This is a genomic window from Polynucleobacter rarus (assembly GCF_003072505.1).
GTDB classification, from domain to species: domain Bacteria; phylum Pseudomonadota; class Gammaproteobacteria; order Burkholderiales; family Burkholderiaceae; genus Polynucleobacter; species Polynucleobacter rarus.
Genome location: NZ_NTGB01000001.1, coordinates 2,558,076 through 2,575,256, shown reverse-complemented (window position 1 = coordinate 2,575,256; position 17,181 = coordinate 2,558,076). Strand labels below are relative to the sequence as shown.

At 42.2% G+C, this 17,181-nt stretch carries 23 protein-coding genes; all 23 read left to right on the top strand.

Annotated elements, in window-relative coordinates; all coding sequences use genetic code 11:
• The 23 genes from rpoC to rplR all read left to right on the top strand — a co-directional run bounded on the left by rpoC (position 1) and on the right by rplR (position 17,173).
• On the top strand, positions 1 to 4,242 hold the full coding sequence (gene rpoC, locus AOC35_RS12460; RefSeq protein WP_108647456.1) for a DNA-directed RNA polymerase subunit beta': 4,242 nt from the start codon (positions 1 to 3) through the stop codon (positions 4,240 to 4,242).
• A 153-nt stretch (positions 4,243 to 4,395) separates the two neighbouring features.
• On the top strand, positions 4,396 to 4,773 hold the full coding sequence (gene rpsL, locus AOC35_RS12455; protein ID WP_084285789.1) for a 30S ribosomal protein S12: 378 nt from the start codon (positions 4,396 to 4,398) through the stop codon (positions 4,771 to 4,773).
• 111 nt (positions 4,774 to 4,884) lie between these two features.
• Positions 4,885 to 5,355 carry a 30S ribosomal protein S7 gene (gene rpsG, locus AOC35_RS12450; RefSeq protein ID WP_108647454.1) on the top strand — a complete coding sequence of 157 codons (471 nt, stop codon included), beginning with the start codon at positions 4,885 to 4,887 and terminating at the stop codon, positions 5,353 to 5,355.
• Positions 5,356 to 5,379: 24 nt separating this feature from the next.
• A complete protein-coding gene (gene fusA / locus AOC35_RS12445; RefSeq protein WP_108647452.1) occupies positions 5,380 to 7,482 on the top strand; it encodes an elongation factor G in 2,103 nt (700 codons plus the stop codon).
• A 42-nt stretch (positions 7,483 to 7,524) separates the two neighbouring features.
• Positions 7,525 to 8,715: an elongation factor Tu gene (gene tuf / locus AOC35_RS12440; RefSeq protein ID WP_108647450.1), complete on the top strand. Its 1,191-nt coding sequence runs from the start codon at positions 7,525 to 7,527 to the stop codon at positions 8,713 to 8,715.
• Positions 8,716 to 8,806: 91 nt separating this feature from the next.
• A complete protein-coding gene (gene rpsJ, locus AOC35_RS12435; RefSeq protein ID WP_084285796.1) occupies positions 8,807 to 9,118 on the top strand; it encodes a 30S ribosomal protein S10 in 312 nt (103 codons plus the stop codon).
• A gap of 195 nt (positions 9,119 to 9,313) precedes the next feature.
• On the top strand, positions 9,314 to 9,967 hold the full coding sequence (gene rplC, locus AOC35_RS12430; RefSeq protein ID WP_108647447.1) for a 50S ribosomal protein L3: 654 nt from the start codon (positions 9,314 to 9,316) through the stop codon (positions 9,965 to 9,967).
• A gap of 12 nt (positions 9,968 to 9,979) precedes the next feature.
• Positions 9,980 to 10,600, top strand: a complete 621-nt coding sequence (gene rplD / locus AOC35_RS12425; RefSeq protein ID WP_108647445.1) for a 50S ribosomal protein L4 — start codon at positions 9,980 to 9,982, stop codon at positions 10,598 to 10,600.
• Entirely contained in the window at positions 10,597 to 10,911 is a 315-nt protein-coding gene (gene rplW, locus AOC35_RS12420) for a 50S ribosomal protein L23 (RefSeq protein WP_108647442.1), read from the top strand. Before rplD ends, rplW begins: the two co-directional genes overlap by 4 nt.
• Before the next feature lies 1 nt (position 10,912).
• On the top strand, positions 10,913 to 11,743 hold the full coding sequence (gene rplB, locus AOC35_RS12415) for a 50S ribosomal protein L2 (protein WP_108647440.1): 831 nt from the start codon (positions 10,913 to 10,915) through the stop codon (positions 11,741 to 11,743).
• A gap of 18 nt (positions 11,744 to 11,761) precedes the next feature.
• Entirely contained in the window at positions 11,762 to 12,037 is a 276-nt protein-coding gene (gene rpsS, locus AOC35_RS12410) for a 30S ribosomal protein S19 (protein ID WP_108647438.1), read from the top strand.
• Positions 12,038 to 12,046: 9 nt separating this feature from the next.
• Positions 12,047 to 12,376 carry a 50S ribosomal protein L22 gene (gene rplV, locus AOC35_RS12405; RefSeq protein WP_084285815.1) on the top strand — a complete coding sequence of 110 codons (330 nt, stop codon included), beginning with the start codon at positions 12,047 to 12,049 and terminating at the stop codon, positions 12,374 to 12,376.
• A gap of 9 nt (positions 12,377 to 12,385) precedes the next feature.
• Positions 12,386 to 13,198, top strand: a complete 813-nt coding sequence (rpsC, locus tag AOC35_RS12400) for a 30S ribosomal protein S3 (RefSeq protein ID WP_108647435.1) — start codon at positions 12,386 to 12,388, stop codon at positions 13,196 to 13,198.
• Between the two features lie 2 nt (positions 13,199 to 13,200).
• Positions 13,201 to 13,617: a 50S ribosomal protein L16 gene (gene rplP / locus AOC35_RS12395; protein ID WP_108647433.1), complete on the top strand. Its 417-nt coding sequence runs from the start codon at positions 13,201 to 13,203 to the stop codon at positions 13,615 to 13,617.
• 14 nt (positions 13,618 to 13,631) lie between these two features.
• Positions 13,632 to 13,826: a 50S ribosomal protein L29 gene (gene rpmC / locus AOC35_RS12390; RefSeq protein ID WP_108647431.1), complete on the top strand. Its 195-nt coding sequence runs from the start codon at positions 13,632 to 13,634 to the stop codon at positions 13,824 to 13,826.
• On the top strand, positions 13,823 to 14,092 hold the full coding sequence (gene rpsQ, locus AOC35_RS12385; protein ID WP_108647428.1) for a 30S ribosomal protein S17: 270 nt from the start codon (positions 13,823 to 13,825) through the stop codon (positions 14,090 to 14,092). The genes rpmC and rpsQ overlap by 4 nt, the downstream gene beginning before the upstream one ends.
• 192 nt (positions 14,093 to 14,284) lie before the next feature.
• On the top strand, positions 14,285 to 14,653 hold the full coding sequence (gene rplN, locus AOC35_RS12380; RefSeq protein ID WP_108647426.1) for a 50S ribosomal protein L14: 369 nt from the start codon (positions 14,285 to 14,287) through the stop codon (positions 14,651 to 14,653).
• Between the two features lie 9 nt (positions 14,654 to 14,662).
• Positions 14,663 to 14,971 (top strand): 50S ribosomal protein L24, encoded by a 309-nt coding sequence (gene rplX, locus AOC35_RS12375; RefSeq protein ID WP_108647424.1) that lies wholly within the window; start codon positions 14,663 to 14,665, stop codon positions 14,969 to 14,971.
• A gap of 11 nt (positions 14,972 to 14,982) precedes the next feature.
• A complete protein-coding gene (gene rplE, locus AOC35_RS12370) occupies positions 14,983 to 15,525 on the top strand; it encodes a 50S ribosomal protein L5 (protein ID WP_108647422.1) in 543 nt (180 codons plus the stop codon).
• A 9-nt stretch (positions 15,526 to 15,534) separates the two neighbouring features.
• A complete protein-coding gene (rpsN, locus tag AOC35_RS12365; protein ID WP_108647419.1) occupies positions 15,535 to 15,840 on the top strand; it encodes a 30S ribosomal protein S14 in 306 nt (101 codons plus the stop codon).
• 21 nt (positions 15,841 to 15,861) lie between these two features.
• Positions 15,862 to 16,257 (top strand): 30S ribosomal protein S8, encoded by a 396-nt coding sequence (rpsH, locus tag AOC35_RS12360; RefSeq protein ID WP_108647416.1) that lies wholly within the window; start codon positions 15,862 to 15,864, stop codon positions 16,255 to 16,257.
• Between the two features lie 10 nt (positions 16,258 to 16,267).
• Positions 16,268 to 16,801, top strand: coding sequence for a 50S ribosomal protein L6 (gene rplF / locus AOC35_RS12355; RefSeq protein ID WP_108647414.1), 534 nt, complete (start codon positions 16,268 to 16,270; stop codon positions 16,799 to 16,801).
• A 15-nt stretch (positions 16,802 to 16,816) separates the two neighbouring features.
• The gene (gene rplR, locus AOC35_RS12350; RefSeq protein WP_108648834.1) at positions 16,817 to 17,173 is read left to right on the top strand and encodes a 50S ribosomal protein L18; all 357 of its coding nucleotides are present in this window, start codon (positions 16,817 to 16,819) and stop codon (positions 17,171 to 17,173) included.
• Positions 17,174 to 17,181: the final 8 nt, after the last annotated feature.

Here is a 17,181-nt window from a genome sequence, read left to right as displayed (position 1 = left end):
ATGAAAGCATTGCTTGATTTATTCAAACAAACTCATGGTGAAGAGCAATTTGATTCCATTAGAATTGGGTTAGCATCTCCTGAAAAAATTCGCTCATGGTCGTTCGGAGAAGTTCGTAAACCAGAAACAATTAATTACAGAACGTTCAAACCTGAGCGTGATGGATTGTTCTGCGCGAAAATTTTTGGCCCGATCAAGGATTATGAATGCTTGTGCGGTAAGTACAAGCGTTTAAAGTTCCGCGGTGTAATTTGTGAAAAGTGTGGCGTTGAAGTAACCCTCACAAAAGTACGACGTGAGCGTATGGGGCATATCGATTTAGCGGCTCCAGTTGCCCATATTTGGTTCCTAAAGTCATTACCATCCCGTTTGGGTATGGTGTTAGATATGACTTTACGTGATATCGAACGCGTACTTTACTTTGAAGCATATGTAGTGGTTGATCAAGGGCTTCTCCCTGACGGCGTAATGAAGCGTGCTGAAATTATGTCAGAAGAAGAATACAACGCTAAAACTGAAGAGTATGGCGAAGGCTCCTTTACAGCTATCATGGGTGCCGAAGGTATTCGTGAACTATTAAGAAGTATTCAAATCGATCGCGAAGTGGAAACATTGCGCTCAGAATTGAAGACAACTGGTAGTGATGCCAAAATTAAAAAATTCGCAAAGCGTTTAAAAGTATTAGAAGCATTCCAAACTTCAGGCATCAAGCCTGATTGGATGATTCTCGATGTGTTGCCAGTATTGCCGCCAGAGTTACGTCCATTGGTACCTTTGGATGGTGGTCGTTTTGCCACATCAGACTTAAACGATTTATATCGCCGAGTCATTAACCGTAACAACCGTCTCAAGAAGTTGCTTGAGTTACGCGCACCTGAAATTATTGTTCGTAACGAAAAAAGAATGTTGCAGGAAGCTGTCGATTCTTTATTAGATAACGGTCGTCGTGGTAAGGCCATGACAGGCGCCAATAAGCGTCCGCTCAAGTCCTTAGCTGAAATGATTAAAGGTAAGGGTGGTCGTTTCCGTCAAAACTTACTAGGTAAGCGCGTAGACTACTCTGGTCGTTCTGTGATTGTGGTTGGTCCAAACTTAAAGTTACATCAGTGCGGATTACCAAAATTAATGGCATTAGAATTATTTAAGCCATTTATTTTTAACAAACTAGAAACACTTGGTATTGCAACAACCATCAAGGCAGCTAAAAAAGAAGTTGAAAACCAAACTGCAATTGTTTGGGATATTCTCGAAGAAGTTATTCGTGAACATCCGGTGATGTTAAACCGTGCTCCGACTTTGCACCGTTTAGGTATTCAAGCATTTGAGCCGTTATTGATCGAAGGTAAAGCAATTCAATTGCATCCTTTGGTTTGTGCCGCGTTCAATGCCGACTTTGACGGCGACCAAATGGCTGTTCACGTGCCACTTTCATTAGAAGCACAAATGGAAGCGCGTACATTGATGTTAGCTTCAAACAACATTCTCTTTCCTGCGAATGGTGAGCCATCCATTGTTCCCTCCCAAGATATTGTTTTAGGTTTGTATTATGCAACCCGCGACAAAATTAACGGCAAAGGCGAAGGCATGGTTTTTGCAGATATTCCGGAAGTAATTCGTGCGTATGAAGCAGGTCAAGTTGAATTGGCTTCAAGAATTTCCGTGCGTTTAACTGAATATGACATCGTAGATAAACATGCTGAAGGTGATGCTCGGTTCAAAAAGATAACAACAGTTACTCATACATCTGTAGGCCGTGCCATTTTGTCAGAAATTCTGCCAAAAGGTATGCTGTTTGAAAATATTAATAAGCCATTAAAGAAGAAAGAAATTTCACGCTTAATTAATACTTCATTCCGTAAGTGCGGCTTGCGTGAAACAGTACTTTTTGCTGACAAGCTTTTACAGTCAGGTTTCCGTTTAGCAACGAAGGCAGGTATTTCGATTGCGATTGATGATATGTTGATTCCTAGTCAAAAGGAAAAAATCATCAATGACGCTTCTACCAAGGTCAAGGAATACGAAAAGCAGTTCATGTCTGGTCTAGTTACTAACCAAGAGCGTTACAACAACGTGGTTGATATTTGGGGTGCTGCTGGTGACCAAGTTGGTAAAGCGATGATGGAGCAATTATCTGTTCAAACCGTCAAAGATCGTCATGGTAACGATGTTAAGCAAGAATCGTTTAACGCTATTTACATGATGGCCGATTCTGGTGCGCGTGGATCTGCAGCGCAGATTCGTCAGTTAGCCGGTATGCGTGGTTTGATGGCAAAGCCTGATGGCTCCATTATTGAAACGCCAATTACAGCAAACTTCCGTGAAGGTCTAAACGTACTCCAGTACTTTATTTCTACCCACGGTGCGCGTAAAGGTTTGGCTGATACAGCATTGAAGACTGCGAACTCAGGTTACTTAACACGTCGTTTATGCGACGTAACACAAGATCTAGTAGTCATTCAAGACGATTGTGAAGTAACTGAAGGCGTCACAATGAAAGCCCTAGTCGAGGGTGGCGAAATCATCGAAGCCTTACGTGATCGTATTTTAGGTCGCGTGGTCATTGGTGATGTTGTTCATCCGGATACACAAGAAGTGATCGTGACTCACGATACCTTATTAGACGAAGACATGGTCGATGAGATTGTGGCTTCTGGTCTTGATGAAGTAAAAGTGAGAACTGTTTTAGCTTGTGCAACAAGATACGGGTTATGTGCTAAATGTTACGGACGTGACCTCGGTCGTGGCGGCTTAGTCAACGTTGGTGAGGCGGTTGGTGTGATTGCGGCTCAGTCAATTGGCGAGCCTGGCACACAGTTAACGATGCGTACTTTCCACATCGGTGGTGCAGCATCCCGTGCTTTAGTTGCAAGTAATGTTGAAGCTAAATCGAACGGTACGGTACGTTTCTCCTCTTCAATGAGATATATTACCAATACAAAAGGTGAGCAAGTTGTAATTTCTCGTTCTGGTGAAGCTTTGATTACAGATGACCATGGTCGTGAACGTGAACGTCATAAAGTTCCTTACGGCGCAACACTGTTAGCTGGTGACGGCGAAGGTGTTAAAGCTGGGGCAAGTTTGGCAAGTTGGGATCCGTTAACACGTCCAATTATTTCTGAGTTTGCTGGTCAGATTAACTTCGAAAACGTTGAAGAAGGCGTTACTGTCGCAAAACAAGTGGATGATGTAACAGGCCTATCAACTTTAGTGGTTATTGATGGTAAGCGTAGAAGTGCAGCTGCTAAAGGAATTCGCCCAATTATTAAGATTCTAGATGAGTCTGGTAGTGAGGTGAAGATCCCTGGAACAGATCACCCAGTTACTATTGGCTTGCAGTTCGGTGCTTTGATTACGGTTAAGGATGGCCAGATTGTTAATACTGGTGAAGTACTTGCCCGTATTCCAATTGAATCACAAAAAACTCGTGATATTACCGGCGGTCTCCCACGTGTTGCAGAACTATTCGAAGGTCGTTCACCAAAAGATGCTGCAGTACTTGCGAAGATCACAGGTACGGTTTCATTTGGTAAAGAGACAAAAGGTAAACAGCGTCTTGTTATTACTGATATGGACGGTGAGTCACATGAGTTCTTGATTCTAAAAGAAAAACAAGTTCTCGTTCATGATGGTCAAGTCGTTAATAAAGGCGAAATGATTGTTGATGGACCAGCTGATCCGCATGATATCTTGAATCTCAAGGGTATTGAAGAGTTGTCGATGTATATCGTGGACGAAGTCCAAGACGTTTATCGATTACAGGGCGTGAAAATTAACGACAAACACATTGAAGTAATTGTTCGTCAAATGTTACGTCGTGTTCAAGTGACGGATGCAGGTGAAACCAACTTTATTACGGGCGAGCAAGTTGAGCGTTCGAAATTGTTGGATGAAAACGATCGAGTCATTGCTTTGGGTAAACGCCCAGCATTGTATGACAACGTTCTTCTCGGTATTACAAAGGCTTCGTTGTCTACAGATAGCTTTATCTCTGCAGCCTCGTTCCAAGAAACAACTAGAGTGTTAACTGAAGCTGCAATTATGGGTAAAGTTGATACGCTACGTGGTTTGAAAGAAAACGTGATTATCGGTCGACTCATTCCAGCCGGAACTGGATTGTCTTATCGTAAAGCGAAAAAAGCTAGGGAGCAGTTTGAGCGCGATCGCGCAATGACAATTGCTAGCGAAGAAGCAAGTGAAAAGGTAGTAACTACAGAGGAAGCACCTTTAAGCGACGCTGAATAAAATGAAAAAATCAAGAATCCTGAAAAGGGTTCTTGACGGTTCATCAAACTCAGTCTAGAATGCTAGGTTCTGTAAAACCCGAATTATTTCCTTAAAAAGAAACGATTTGATTAACTAAACGAATTGAAGTACTTAGAGTATTGAAAGTAAGTTATGCCAACAATTAATCAGTTGCTAAAAAAACCACGTACCAGTTTGGTGGTCAAAAGCAAGAGTCCTGCGTTGCAAAATAGTCCACAACGTCGTGGCGTTTGCACTCGTGTATATACAACAACTCCTAAAAAGCCTAACTCCGCTTTGCGTAAAGTTGCTAAGGTTCGTTTAACTAACGGATTCGAAGTAATTTCATACATTGGTGGTGAAGGTCACAATCTACAGGAACACTCAGTCGTGTTAATCCGTGGTGGTCGTGTGAAGGATTTGCCGGGTGTTCGTTACCACATCGTTCGCGGATCTTTAGATTTGCAAGGTGTAAAAGATCGTAAGCAGTCACGCTCGAAGTATGGAGCAAAAAGAGCTAAGAAGGCTTAATTCTTAGCAATGATGCGAATAGAATGTCTATTCGCAAAGTAAGTGATTACTCCGGCGCAAGCTAGTTGAGTAATCAAGGGAATTTTCCCAACTGAACCTGAAGGAGTTACTATGCCACGTCGTAGAGAAGTACCGAAAAGAGAAATATTGCCAGATCCAAAATTTGGCAACGTAGAAGTCGCAAAATTCATGAACGTTCTAATGTTAGACGGTAAAAAATCCGTTGCAGAAAGAATCGTTTACGGTGCCTTTGAGCACATTGAGAAAAAAGCAAACAAACCACCCCTCGACATTTTTTCTGTTGCTATGGGCAACGTGAAACCTATCGTCGAAGTAAAGAGTCGCCGAGTCGGCGGCGCCAACTACCAAGTACCTGTTGAAGTAAGACCTTCAAGAAGATTGGCCTTGGCAATGCGTTGGTTAAGAGAGGCTGCTAAAAAGCGTAGCGAGAAGTCAATGGCGCAACGTTTAGCAAATGAATTACTTGAGGCTGCTGAAGGTAGAGGCGGTGCCATGAAAAAGCGTGACGAAGTTCACCGTATGGCTGAAGCAAATAAAGCATTCTCACATTTCCGTTTCTAAATTGAATAAGTAAAAGAGGACACCGTGGCACGAAAGACACCTATTGAGCGTTACAGAAATATTGGAATTTCCGCGCATATTGATGCTGGAAAAACAACAACAACCGAACGCATCTTGTTTTATACAGGTGTGAATCACAAGATTGGTGAAGTTCATGATGGCGCAGCTACCATGGACTGGATGGAACAAGAGCAAGAGCGTGGCATTACTATTACTTCTGCTGCAACCACTGCTTTCTGGAAGGGCATGGCAGGAAACTATGCCGAGCATCGCATCAACATTATTGATACTCCAGGCCACGTTGACTTCACTATTGAAGTTGAACGTTCAATGCGTGTTTTAGATGGTGCTTGTATGGTTTATTGTGCTGTTGGTGGAGTTCAGCCTCAATCAGAAACAGTATGGCGTCAAGCAAACAAATATGGTGTGCCACGTTTAGCGTTCGTAAATAAAATGGATCGTACTGGTGCGAACTTTTTTAAAGTTCACGACCAAATGCGTGCTCGTTTAAAAGCGAACCCGATCCCACTCCAAATACCAATTGGCGCTGAAGAAAATTTTAAAGGGGTTATCGACCTCGTTAAGATGAAAGCAATCTTTTGGGATGACGCTTCACAAGGTATTAAATTTACCTATGAAGAAATCCCAGCTGATTTGTTAGAGCTCGCTAATGAGTGGCGTGAAAAAATGGTGGAAGCTGCTGCCGAGTCTTCAGAAGAGTTGATGGACAAATATTTAAGCGGCGAAGTGCTTACTGAAGAAGAAGTTAAGTTGGCACTCCGTACTCGTACCATTGCTGGCGAAATCGTGCCGATGATGTGTGGTACTGCATTTAAAAACAAAGGTGTTCAAGCAATGCTTGATGGCGTTATTGATTATTTGCCATCTCCTTTGGATATTCCTCCAGTTACTGGTGAGCAAGAAAATGGCGAGCCGACTGAGAGAAGAGCTGCTGATGATGAAAAGTTCTCTGCATTAGCTTTCAAAATCATGACGGATCCGTTTGTTGGCCAATTGATTTTCTTCCGCGTTTATTCAGGAATTGTTAACTCAGGCGATACGATTTACAACCCAATTAAGGGCAAAAAAGAACGTATTGGTCGTATTTTACAGATGCATGCTAACCAGCGCGAAGAGATTAAAGAAGTTCACGCGGGTGACATTGCAGCTGCTGTTGGTTTGAAAGATGCGACAACTGGCGAGACATTGTGCGATCCATCTGCAATTATTATTCTTGAAAGAATGGTATTCCCAGAGCCGGTTATTTCACAAGCTGTAGAACCGAAGACAAAAGTCGACCAAGAGAAAATGGGTATTGCTTTGAATCGTTTAGCTCAAGAAGATCCTTCTTTCAGAGTGAAGACAGATGAAGAGTCTGGCCAAACAATTATTTCTGGTATGGGCGAGTTACACCTTGAAATTCTTGTAGATCGTATGAAGCGTGAGTTTGGTGTTGAAGCAACTGTTGGTAAACCACAGGTTGCGTACCGCGAAACTATTCGTAAAACTTGCGAAGAAATTGAAGGTAAATTTGTTAAGCAGTCAGGCGGTCGCGGTCAATATGGTCACGTGGTTTTGAAATTAGAGCCACAAGAGCCAGGTAAAGGTTACGAATTCGTCGACGCGATTAAGGGTGGTGTAGTTCCTCGTGAATATATTCCTGCGGTTGACAAAGGTATTCAAGAAACATTGAACAATGGTGTTTTAGCTGGTTACCCAGTTGTAGACATCAAAGCAACATTGATTTTTGGTTCTTATCATGATGTTGACTCAAACGAGAACGCTTTTAAAATGGCTGGTTCAATGGCATTTAAAGACGGCTGTCGTAAGGCTAGTCCAGTACTTTTAGAGCCGATGATGGCAGTAGAAGTAGAAACCCCTGAAGATTTCATGGGTAACGTGATGGGTGATTTGTCATCACGCCGTGGTATTTTGCAGGGTATGGATGACATTCCGGGCGGTGGAAAAATTGTTCGTGCAGAAGTGCCGCTAGCAGAAATGTTTGGTTACTCAACCGGATTGCGTTCTTTGACGCAAGGTAGAGCAACTTACACGATGGAATTTAAGCATTATTCTGAAGCACCTAAGAACGTTGCAGAAGCTGTTATTGCAGCTAAAGCAAAATAATTAATTTTTAAATATAACTAACTTAAGTATTGAGAGGCGGAAATGGCAAAAGAGAAGTTTGAACGGACGAAGCCCCACGTAAACGTCGGTACGATTGGTCACGTTGACCACGGTAAAACGACATTAACAGCGGCCATCACAACCGTATTATCAAAGGCATTTGGTGGTGAAGCGAAAGCTTACGATCAAATTGATGCTGCTCCAGAAGAAAAAGCACGTGGTATTACGATTAATACAGCGCACGTTGAGTATGAGACACAGAATCGTCACTACGCACACGTTGATTGCCCAGGCCACGCTGACTATGTTAAAAACATGATTACTGGTGCTGCGCAGATGGACGGCGCGATTTTAGTATGTTCAGCTGCTGATGGTCCAATGCCACAGACACGTGAACACATTTTGTTAGCTCGTCAAGTTGGCGTGCCTTACATTGTTGTGTTTTTGAACAAGTGCGACATGGTGGATGATGAAGAGTTGTTAGAACTCGTTGAAATGGAAGTTCGTGAGTTGTTGTCAAAGTATGACTTCCCAGGCGATGACACACCGATTATCAAAGGCTCAGCAAAATTAGCTTTAGAGGGCGACGAAGGTCCTTTAGGTAAGCAAGCGATTATGGCGTTAGCGGATGCGTTAGATACTTATATTCCAACACCTGAGCGTGCGATTGATGGTACATTCTTGATGCCTGTAGAAGACGTATTCTCTATTTCTGGTCGCGGTACAGTAGTGACTGGTCGTATTGAGCGTGGCATTGTAAAAGTTGGCGAAGAGATCGAAATCGTTGGTATCAAAGATACACAAAAGACAACTTGTACTGGTGTAGAGATGTTCCGTAAGTTATTGGATCAAGGTCAAGCTGGCGATAACGTTGGTATCTTGTTGCGCGGTACAAAGCGTGAAGATGTTGAACGTGGTCAAGTATTGTGTAAGCCAGGATCAATCCTCCCACACACAGAATTCTCAGCAGAGGTTTATGTGTTGTCAAAAGATGAAGGTGGCCGTCATACTCCATTCTTTAACAACTACCGTCCACAGTTTTACTTCCGTACAACGGATGTAACTGGTGCGATTGAGTTGCCGAAGGATAAAGAGATGGTAATGCCAGGCGATAACGTACAAATTAGCGTAAAGTTAATTGCACCAATCGCGATGGAAGAAGGTTTACGTTTTGCGATCCGTGAAGGTGGCCGTACTGTTGGCGCCGGTGTGGTTGCTAAAATTATTGCTTAAGTTTTTATATTAGACAGGTTGTGAGCGCGCTGCTCACAACCTAATAAATTAAATATGAGCGACAGCGCCGCTATGTTCTTTAGGAAATATCATGCAAAGCCAAAAAATTCGTATCCGTTTAAAAGCATTTGATTATCGTTTAATTGACCAGTCAGCAGCTGAAATTGTTGATACAGCAAAGAGAACAGGTGCAGTAGTAAAAGGACCAGTTCCACTGCCAACAAGAATCGAACGTTTTGACATTTTACGTTCTCCACACGTTAACAAAACTTCACGTGACCAGTTAGAAATCAGAACGCATTTGAGACTAATGGATATCGTAGATCCTACAGAAAAAACGGTAGATGCTTTGATGAAATTAGATTTACCAGCTGGTGTAGACGTAGAAATTAAATTACAGTAAAAAAAAGATTGCCAATCAGGAAATTTCAGTATAGAATGATTGGCTATGCTAAAAATAGAGCTTTAACTAAAGTTGAAGCTTGTTTTTATAGTAATAGAGATGTATCAAAGAAATGGGATTTTTAGTAAGCATTCCTTCACTAAAAATCATTAATTAATTTTAGTCGACCAATCGATGTCGACATGGGAGTAAGATATGAGCTTAGGCTTGATCGGCCGCAAGGTCGGCATGACTCGCTTGTTTACTGATGAGGGTGATTCAATTCCAGTCACCGTTATCGATGTAAGCAACAATAGAGTCGCGCAAATCAAAACTCAGGAAACTGACGGCTATGACGCTGTTCAGTTAGCACACGGCGAGCGCCGTGCTTCACGCGTAACTAAAGCTATGGCTGGACACTTTGCAAAAGCAGGTGTAATGGCAGGCAATGCGCTTAACGAATTCAGATTAGATGCTGCAAAAATTGGTGAGCTAACCATTGGCGCAGCAATGGGCGTAGCTGAATTTACTGTAGGTCAAAAAGTGGATGTACAAGGTACAACTATTGGTAAGGGTTATGCCGGTACCATTAAGCGCCACCACTTTAGATCTGGTCGTGCCAGCCATGGTAACTCAAGATCACATAACGTACCTGGTTCTATCGGTATGGCGCAAGATCCTGGACGTGTTTTCCCAGGTAAGCGTATGACAGGTCATTTAGGTGACGTTACACGTACTGTGCAAAATTTGGAAATAGCCCGCGTCGATTCAGAGAGACAGCTCCTTTTAGTTAAGGGTGCAGTTCCTGGTTCACGTGGTGGAAAAGTTATTGTTACGCCGGCTATTAAAACGCCAGCGGCAAAATCTTAATAAGGGGCCATCATGGAACTTAAGCTCCTAGAAGCAAACGGAAAAATCGGAGAAGCAGTTTCTGCTTCAGCTGAAGTATTTGAACGCGAATACAACGAAGCATTGGTTCACCAAGTTGTTGTGGCTTATCAAGCCAACGCACGTAGTGGTAACCGCGCTCAGAAAGATCGCGAACAAGTTCATCACACCACTAAAAAACCATGGAAACAAAAAGGTACAGGCCGTGCACGTGCTGGTATGTCCTCTTCTCCATTGTGGCGTGGCGGTGGACGTATATTCCCGAACTCACCAGAAGAAAACTTCAGTCACAAAGTTAACAAGAAAATGTATAGAGCTGGTATGCGCTCAATTTTCTCTCAGTTAGCAAGAGAAGGTCGTTTAAATGTTGTTGACGGTTTTAACTTAGAAGCGCCAAAAACAAAATTATTGGCTGAAAAAGTTAAAGCAATGGGATTAGAGTCAGTGCTTATTATCTTGGACAAGGTTGATGAAAATTTATACCTTGCTGCTCGTAACTTGCACAAGATTTCAATCGTTGAAGCGCAACACGCAGACCCGTTGTCTTTAGTTCACTACCAAAATATTTTGGTTGGTAAGACTGCGATCGCTCAAATTGAGGAGATGCTCAAATGATACAAACTCGCAAAAACGAACATCGCCTTTTAAGTATCCTGCTTGGTCCGGTTATCTCTGAGAAAGCAACAATGGTTGCAGAGAAAAATGAACAAGTAGTATTTGAAGTCGCGCGTGATGCAAACAAGCTTGAAATCAAAGGAGCAGTAGAGTTGCTCTTTAAGGTTGAAGTAAAGTCTGTGCAAGTCGTTATTCAAAAAGGTAAGGCAAAGAAATTTGGCCGATTTGAAGGACGTCGTAATCATGTTAAAAAAGCCTACGTTTCATTGAAGCCAGGACAAGAAATCAATTTTGAGACGGAGGTCAAATAAAATGGCACTGATCAAGACAAAACCAACCTCACCTGGACGTCGTTCCATGGTGAAATTGGTTAACCCTGATTTACACAAGGGTAAACCATTTGCACCGTTATTAGAGCCGCAGATTCAAAATGCTGGTAGAAATAATAATGGTCACATTACTACACGCCATAAAGGCGGCGGTCATAAACACCATTATCGTGTTGTTGACTTTAAGCGTAACGATAAAGATGGTATTCCAGCAAAAGTTGAACGCTTAGAATACGATCCAAACCGTACAGCAAACTTGGCTTTATTGCTATTTGCTGATGGCGAAAGACGTTACATTATTGCTACCAAAGGGATGGTTCAGGGTCAGCCAATCATGAGTGGTTCAGAAGCTCCGATTAAAGCTGGTAACAATTTGCCAATCCGTAATATTCCAGTTGGTAGCACAATTCACTGCGTAGAAATGTTGCCAGGTAAGGGTGCTCAAATTGCGCGTTCAGCTGGCGGTTCAGCGGTACTTTTAGCGCGTGAAGGCATCTACGCTCAGGTCCGTTTGAGATCTGGTGAAGTGAGACGCGTTCATATTGAATGTAGAGCAACAATCGGTGAAGTGGGTAATGAAGAACATTCATTGCGTCAAATCGGTAAAGCTGGTGCAAATCGTTGGCGCGGTATTCGTCCAACAGTTCGCGGTGTTGCGATGAATCCGGTAGACCATCCACATGGTGGTGGTGAAGGTAGAACTGGGGAAGGCCGTGTACCTGTTTCTCCATGGGGAACCCCGACTAAGGGTTATCGTACAAGACGCAATAAACGCACTACGACAATGATCGTTCAGCGTCGTCAAAAACGTTAATCGATTGAGGAAATTTAAATGACTCGTTCAGCAAAAAAAGGCCCATTCTGTGATGCCAACCTAGTTAAAAAGGTTGAAACAGCTGTTGCCATTAAAGACAAAAAGCCCATTAAAACATGGTCAAGACGTTCAACTATTCTTCCTGAGTTTATCGGGTTGACGATTGCTGTACATAACGGCCGTCAACATGTGCCGGTTTATGTTTCAGAGAACATGGTTGGTCATAAACTCGGTGAATTTGCGTTGACTAGAACTTTTAAAGGTCACGCAGCCGACAAGAAAGCAAAGAAGTAAGGGGAAATGATGGAAACTAAAGCCATTCACCGTAGTGCCAGAATTAGTGCGCAAAAGACACGTCTTGTTGCAGATCAAATTCGTGGACTACCAATTGCGAGAGCAATTAATATTCTAACTTTCAGTCCTAAAAAAGCTGCTTTCATCATGAAAAAAGTTGTTGAATCTGCGATTGCTAATGCAGAACACAATAGCGGTATAGATATTGATGAATTAAAAGTTAAAGCAGTTACTGTAGACAAGGCAACATCGCTAAAGCGTTTTACTGCTAGAGCAAAAGGCCGCGGTAACAAAATTGAAAAACAAACATGTCACATCACAGTGACTTTGAGTAATTAAGGAAGAGTCATGGGTCAAAAGATTAATCCCAATGGTTTCCGTCTTGCGGTAACTCGCAACTGGACTTCACGCTGGTACGCTGGTAATACAGACTTTGCTGGTATGCTCCAAGAAGATATCGAAGTACGTAATTACTTAAAGAAGAAATTAAAAAATGCTTCTGTTAGTAAGGTAATTATTGAGCGCCCTGCAAAGAATGCAAAAATTACAATTTTAAGTTCACGCCCTGGTGTTGTGATTGGTAAAAAAGGCGAAGATATCGAAGTGCTCCGTAAAGAACTCCAAAAGCGTATGGGTGTTCCAGTTCACGTCAATATCGAAGAAATTCGTAAGCCTGAAATTGATGCTCAGTTAATTGCTGACTCAATTACACAGCAGTTAGAAAAGCGTATTATGTTCCGCCGTGCAATGAAGCGTGCAATGCAAAGTGCAATGCGTCTTGGTGCTCAAGGTATCAAAATCATGAGCTCAGGTCGTTTAAATGGTGCTGAAATTGCTAGACGTGAATGGTATCGCGAAGGCCGCGTTCCACTTCATACATTGAAGGCTGATATTGATTACGCAACTTCTGAAGCTGAAACAACTTACGGAATTATTGGCGTTAAAGTATGGGTTTATAAAGGCGATACTTTAGGTAATAACGTTGTAATACCAGCAGTTCCAGCGCAGCCAGAGGCTGATGATGATAAGAAATCACGTCGTGCACCACGTGGTCCTCGTAAAGCTGAGGGATCTGATGGCGATAAGCCAGAAGTAAAAGCAGCGGTTAAGAGGGTTCGCAAAGTTGTGAAGCCTGAAGATGCACCTAAGGCAGGAGAATAATTATGTTACAACCTAAACGTCGTAAATATCGTAAAGAACAAAAAGGCCGCAATACTGGAAAAGCCACCCGTGGCAATGCAGTATCTTTTGGTGAATTTGGTTTAAAGGCAATGGTGCGTGGTCGTTTGACAGCTCGCCAAATTGAAGCAGCTCGTCGTGCCATGACACGTCATATTAAGCGTGGTGGTCGTATTTGGATCAGAATTTTCCCAGACAAGCCAATTTCAACTAAGCCTGCAGAAGTTCGTATGGGTAATGGTAAAGGTAATCCTGAGTACTACGTTGCTGAAATTCAGCCAGGAAAAGTTTTGTATGAAATGGATGGTGTTGATGAGAATTTAGCACGTGAGGCTTTTAGATTAGCCGCCGCTAAGCTTCCACTTCAGACATCATTCGTAATACGTCAAATTGGCTCTTAAGCTGGAGAATGATTATGGAAATGAAAGAATTGATGACCAAAGATGCAATCGGTTTAAACAATGAGTTATCTGAATTGCTTAAGGCTCTGTTTAAATTACGTATGCAAAAGGGAACGCAGCAATTACAGGATACTAGCCAACTCGGCAAAGTAAAACGTGATATCGCTCGTGTGAAAACTGCATTGACACAGAAAGCGGCAGGAAAATGAACGATACAACAAAATCCTTAAAGCGCACTTTAGTTGGCAAAGTTGTTAGCGACAAAATGCAAAAGACAGTAACAGTTTTGATTGAGAGAAAAGTTAAGCATGAGTTATACGGTAAGTATTACTCTATGTCTAAAAAGTATCACGCTCATGATGAAACAGACAAGTTAAAAATTGGTGATACGGTTGAGATTTCTGAATCACGTCCACTTTCAAGAACTAAATCTTGGGTTGTGACACGTTTAGTTCAAGAAAACAAAGGCTTGTAAATTTTAGTAAAAAAAGATTGCAAATTATTTGCAATCTTGCTATATTAGAGGGCTTCGCAGTTTTAATTAGAAATTGCGAATCAAAGGTTAGTTTTTAATCCAGGTTAAGCCAAACAAGAATTCTTCTTTAAGGTAAAACCTTTAACGGAACCAAGACTGATTGCCTATGGCATTTAAGTTGGGGAATAGAATATGATTCAAACTGAAAGCAGACTACAGGTCGCAGATAATACTGGCGCCAGTGAAGTAATGTGTATCAAGGTGTTAGGTGGTTCTAAACGCCGTTATGCAAGCATTGGTGATGTCATTAAAGTTACTGTGAAATCCGCAGCTCCAAGAGGCCGCGTTAAAAAAGGTGATATCTACAACGCTGTCGTAGTTAGAACTGCAAAAGGTGTTCGTCGCTCTGATGGATCCCTAATTAAATTTGATGCTAATGCTGCAGTTTTGCTTAACGCAAAACTTGAGCCTATTGGCACACGTATCTTCGGGCCAGTTACGCGTGAGTTGCGTACTGAACGCTTTATGAAGATTGTTTCTTTAGCCCCTGAAGTAATCTAAGGAGAGACGATGAAAAAGATTCGTACAGGTGACCAGGTAGTTGTAATTACTGGCCGCGATAAAGGCAAAAAAGGTACTGTAAGCGCAATGTTAGGCGATAAGATTTTAGTCGATGGCGTGAACCAATACAAAAAAAATGTCAAACCAAATCCAGCAACTGGTGTTACTGGTGGTGTGATTGATAAAGCAATGCCAATTCAGATTTCGAATGTGGCTTTGGTTGATGCTGATGGCAAGCCATCTCGTGTAGGTATTAAAGAAGTTGACGGTAAAAAAGTTCGCTTCCTTAAAACTACTGGCGCCACCTTAACAGCTTAAGGGGAATATAAATGACAACAAGACTACAAGACCATTACACAAACAAAGTTGTTGGTGAGCTAACAGAAAAGTTTGGTTATAAGTCAATAATGGAAGTGCCACGCATTACTAAAATCACTTTAAACATGGGTTTGGGTGAAGCAATTGCTGACAAAAAAGTAATTGAACATGCTGTTGGTGACTTAACAAAGTTAGCTGGCCAAAAGCCAGTAGTAACTAAGGCAAGAAAAGCGATTGCAGGCTTTAAAATTCGTCAGGGTTATCCTCTCGGTGCAATGGTTACATTGCGCGGTCAAAGAATGTTCGAGTTCTTAGATCGTTTTATTACTGTTGCTTTGCCGCGCGTTCGCGATTTCCGTGGTGTATCAGGAAAAGCTTTTGACGGCCGTGGTAACTACAACATTGGTGTTAAAGAACAGATTATTTTCCCTGAAATTGAGTACGATAAGATTGATGCTCTCCGTGGGTTAAATATCAGTATTACAACAACCGCAAAAACCGATGATGAAGCAAAAGCTTTGTTAGCGGCTTTTAAATTCCCATTCCGTAACTAAGGGGTTATCGTGGCAAAAATGTCATTAATTGAACGTGAAAAAAAGCGCAGCAGATTAGTAGCTAAATATGCTGTAAAACGTGCTGAGTTAAAAGCAACTATCGAAGATACCTCTAAGTCTGAGGAAGAGCGTTACGATGCTCGCTTAAAGTTGCAAGCTTTACCCCGTAATGCAAGCCCCATTCGCCAGCGCAATCGTTGTGCGTTGACTGGACGTCCACGTGGTACATTCCGTAAGTTTGGTTTGGGCCGCGCAAAAATCCGTGAGATCGCCTTCAGAGGTGAAATTCCGGGCGTCACAAAAGCCAGCTGGTAATAAGACAGATTAGGAGAATTTATGAGTTTTACCGATCCAATCGCAGACATGCTAACAAGAATTCGTAATGCGCAAGCAGTACAGAAGCCTGGTGTAACAATGCCTTCTTCAAAATTGAAAGTTGCAATTGCTAACGTATTAAAAGACGAAGGTTACATTGATAGCTTTGAAATTACTGGTGAGTCTGCAAAACCCGTTTTAAGTATTGCACTCAAATATTATGCAGGTCGTCCTGTTATTGAACGTATTGAGCGTGTATCGAAGCCAGGTTTACGTATTTACAAAGGCCGTTACGAGATACCGCAGGTTATGAACGGTTTGGGCGTAGCTATTATTTCAACCCCCCAGGGCTTGATGACTGATCGTAAGGCGCGTGCAAATGGCGTCGGCGGTGAAGTTCTCTGCTACGTAGCTTAAGGAGAAAACTATGTCACGAGTAGGTAAGTCACCAATAACAGTTCCAGCAGGTGCTGAAGTTCAAATTAATCCTGGATTGATTACTGTTAAAGGACCACTAGGTACTTTAACGCATAATCTACACCCTTTGATTTCCTTGAAGCAAGATGGCGGTCAATTAATTGTAGGTCGTAATGATGAGTCCCGTGAATCAAATGCATTGTCTGGTACGACCAGAGCAATCGTTAATAACATGGTTAACGGTGTAACAAAAGGATTTGAGCGTAAATTAAATTTAGTTGGTGTGGGATATCGTGCGGCAGCACAAGGCACAACTCTCAAATTGCAATTAGGTTTTTCACACGATGTGATCTATCAATTGCCAGAGGGTGTCAAAGCAGAAACTCCTACGCAAACAGAAATCCTAATTAAAGGTTCCAACAAGCAGCAAGTTGGACAAGTAGCCGCAGAAGTTCGCGCATATAGATCACCAGAGCCTTATAAGGGTAAAGGTGTTCGTTATAGCGACGAAGTGGTAATCATTAAAGAAACCAAGAAGAAGTAATCGAGGCCGAATATGTTGAACAAAAAAGAATCACGTCTACGTCGTTCACGTCAAACACGCATCAAGATTGCAGAATTAGTTGTTCCACGCGTAGCTATTATGCGTACGAATTTACATATTTCTGCTCAGTTATATAGTGCTTGTGGTACGAAAGTGTTGGCTTCTGCTTCCACAATGGAATCTGAATTACGTACGGCACTATCAAACAATGGTGGTAACAGCAAAGCTGCTACCGAAGTTGGTAAGTTAATTGCTGAGAGAGCGATCAAAGCGGGTGTTACTGAAGTTGCTTTTGATCGTTCAGGTTTTCGTTATCACGGTCGCGTTAAGGCGTTAGCTGAAGCTGCCCGTGAAGCGGGTCTCAAGTTCTAATCGGCGAA